This window comes from Streptomyces sp. NPDC059853 (genome assembly GCF_042731495.1).
GTDB lineage: Bacteria > Actinomycetota > Actinomycetes > Streptomycetales > Streptomycetaceae > Streptomyces.
Map to the genome: position 1 here is coordinate 1 of NZ_JBHWJL010000446.1, position 2,929 is coordinate 2,929.

The following is a 2,929-nucleotide window of genomic DNA, read 5'->3' on the forward strand; positions in this document are numbered from 1 at the left end:
GGCACCGTCCGGCGCTCCGTCCTGCCCGCCCTTTCGGTCAACTTCCGGCCCCGTCCGCTACCCGGACGGTGGAAACCCCGGGCCGCTGCCTGGATTCCGGGCGCCGCCCGGGCCAGCATGACGGGGAACCCGGCCGAGGGAGCGACGCGATGTCCGGTACCACCACCACAACCGCCGCCGTGGTCCGGCCCGGCGCGGGGACGTTCGCCTGGGAAGAGGTCCGGCTGGACGCGCCACGCGCCGACGAGGTGCTGGTCCGCGTCGTCGGCGCCGGGCTCTGCCACACCGATCTCGCCGTACGCGACGGCCACGTCCCGCTGCCGCTGCCCGCCGTGCTGGGCCACGAGGGCGCCGGGGTGGTCCAGGCCGTCGGGGACCGGGTGACCCGCGTCGCGCCCGGCGACACAGTACTGCTGTCGTTCAGCTCCTGCGGCGCGTGCGCCTCCTGCGGCCGGGGGCGCCCCGCCTACTGCGACACCTTCCTCCAGCGCAACGCCTCCGGCTCCCGCGCCGACGGCACCAGCCCGCTGCGGGACGTGCGCGGCGACCGGATCTCCGGGCGGTTCTTCGGCCAGTCCTCCCTCGGCGCCCTCGCCCTCGCCGACGAGCGGTGCGCCGTCCCGGTCGAGGTCGCCGACGAGGACGAACTCGCCCGGCTCGCCCCGCTCGGCTGCGCCGTGCAGACCGGCGCCGGGGCCGTCCTCAACGTGCTGCGTCCCGGCCCCGGCGACACCCTCGCCGTCTTCGGTGCCGGAGCGGTCGGCCTGTCCGCCGTGATGGCGGCGGCCCTCAGCGGAGCGGTACGGATCATCGCCGTCGACATCCGCCCCGCCCGGCTCGCCCTCGCCCGCGAACTCGGCGCCACCGACACCGTCGACGCCGGGCGGGAGGACGTCGCCGCGCGTCTGGCCGAGCTGACCGGCGGCCGGGGCGTGCACCACGCCGTGGAGAGCAGCGGCGTGCCCGAGGTCCTGCGGCAGGCCGTCGACGCGCTCGCGGTCGGCGGCACCGCCGCCGTGCTCGGCCTGCCACCGGCCGGTACCCGGGTACCCCTGGACATCGGGGCCCTGCTGAGGGGCCGTACGGTGCGGGGCGTCTACGAGGGCGACAGCGACCCGGCCCGCTTCCTGCCCGCCCTGGTCGCCCTGCACCGGGCCGGGCGGCTCCCCTTCGACCGTCTCCTGCGCCTCTACCCGCCCGAGCGCATCAACGACGCCGCGGCGGACGCCGCCTCGGGCGAGGCCGTCAAACCCGTGCTGCGGTTCCCCGGCGGCTTCTGACGCTCACCGGCCGGGGCCGGTGACGCCGTGAGCAGCACCGTGCCGCCCGCGCCGCCTCGGCGCTCCCGTCGCCCTCGCCGGGGCGGTGGCCACGAGCGGTGCGGGGGACGGCAGCCCTCCGCCGGGTGCGCGCCGCCCTGCCGGGACGGCCCCGGCTAGACGCCGCGGAACGGGCACGGCCACCGGTTCCCCCGGCGGCGGGGCACTGTTCATCGGTGCCGTGCCGTGGCCTCAGTCGCGCGGCTCCAGCCGCATCGTGGTCGCGTTCGCCCGGCCGGTGGTGACGGAGCCGATCAGGGAAGCGGAGTAGCGCGCGTACTTGGCGCGGTACGCGGCGTCGATCCGGTCCTCGTGCTCCTGGCCGACGTCCGCGAAGGTGACGTCCTTCTCCACTCCGCCGGCCTGGATCCGGCCCTCCCGGCGGGCCCGGGTGGCCCGGTACCAGTCGGAGGAGGTGCCCTTGACGGACCGCACGTACAGGTCGTCGCCGTCGCGGACCACCCAGATGGTGCGTCCGCTGCTCAGCGAGCCGTCCTCGCGCAGCGAGGCGATGCGCAGTTCCTCGGCGTCGCCGATCCGGGTGAGTTCATCGGGTGTCCAGGTGCTCATCGGTGGGCCTCCTCGTGCCGCGTGCCGCGTGCTGCGTGATCCTGCCGGTAGCCAACTGGCCCCGGGCGGCCCCGGCCGGATGACGGGCCGGTCCGGCCCCGGCCGTCACCCGCACGGACGGCCCCCGGCCCGGCGGGCTCCGCGCACCGGGCACGGACGGCCGCTCCGCCGCTGTGGGACGGCGGACCAGGCCGGGCCGGGACCGCGGGGCCCCGGCCCGGGGCGTTTCAGCGGCCGGCGCGCCGGGTGGCGGTGGGGGCGGGGGCACAGGCCGCCCAGGCGTCGTAGAGCTGCGCGAGGTGGTGCCGGTCCTCCGCCGACCACCGGTTGCCCCGGCTGGAGACGAAAGCCCGGATGGTGCGATTGATGGCGTCCGCGGCGCTCTCCACCGGCGGTACGGGCGGCGGTACGGGGGCGGGTACGGGTGCGGGCGGTGTCATGGCGGTGCTCCGGGCTATCCGAGGGCGTCGGCGGGCGTCGTCGCGGTGCGGTCCGTGCCGCGCAGGGTCTGGCTGAGCGTCGCCGTGAAGGGCCGGCGCCGCTCCCGCCGGAGCATCCGGCGTTCCGTGGCACCCCGGGGCCAGCGCTTGCGCAGCCGCTGCGGGCTCATGCCCAGCGCCTCGGCGATCTCGCTGGTGGGCATGGACTCCAGCCGGGCCCGCCGCACGACGGCGGCCTCCAGATCACCCATCGACAACTGCGCGGCGGACAGCAGCCGCAGCAGTTCCTTGGTCGCCTCCTGGCCCGGGCGCGCGGCCTGGGCCTCGATGAGGCGGGCGTGCCCGGTGATGTCGGCCGCGACGAGGGCGGTGTAGCCGTCCTCGGTGCCGGTCTCCGGGGTGTCGACGGCGTTGCGCATCCGGTAGGCCGCGTCCCGGCAGCGCTTGTTGCAGTACTCCTTGGGGCGGCCCGAGTGATTCGGGGTCACATCCATGTGGCACTTCGGATTCTTGCAGTGGGTCATGATGCCTCGGTGGGGCGGGGCGGGCCGCCGGGCGGCCCGCCGTTCCGACTACGGGGTGGCGCCGGCGGCTCCGGGG

4 protein-coding genes are annotated in these 2,929 nt (G+C 76.8%); 1 reads left to right on the forward strand and 3 read right to left on the reverse strand.

What is annotated here, in order from left to right:
- Window positions 1-149: 149 nt before the first annotated feature.
- A complete protein-coding gene (locus tag ACFV5N_RS26485; RefSeq protein ID WP_385604669.1) occupies window positions 150-1,280 on the forward strand; it encodes an NAD(P)-dependent alcohol dehydrogenase in 1,131 nt (376 codons plus the stop codon).
- 231 nt (window positions 1,281-1,511) lie between these two features.
- Here the strand turns inward: ACFV5N_RS26485 and ACFV5N_RS26490 are convergent, their stop codons facing one another.
- The 3 genes from ACFV5N_RS26490 to ACFV5N_RS26500 all read right to left on the reverse strand — a co-directional run bounded on the left by ACFV5N_RS26490 (window position 1,512) and on the right by ACFV5N_RS26500 (window position 2,823).
- Window positions 1,512-1,889: a DUF2255 family protein gene (locus tag ACFV5N_RS26490; RefSeq protein WP_385604672.1), complete on the reverse strand. Its 378-nt coding sequence runs from the start codon at window positions 1,887-1,889 to the stop codon at window positions 1,512-1,514.
- A gap of 227 nt (window positions 1,890-2,116) precedes the next feature.
- On the reverse strand, window positions 2,117-2,329 hold the full coding sequence (locus ACFV5N_RS26495; protein WP_385604675.1) for a hypothetical protein: 213 nt from the start codon (window positions 2,327-2,329) through the stop codon (window positions 2,117-2,119).
- Window positions 2,330-2,343: 14 nt separating this feature from the next.
- A complete protein-coding gene (locus ACFV5N_RS26500) occupies window positions 2,344-2,823 on the reverse strand; it encodes a hypothetical protein (protein WP_385604677.1) in 480 nt (159 codons plus the stop codon).
- Between the last annotated feature and the right edge of the window lie 106 nt (window positions 2,824-2,929).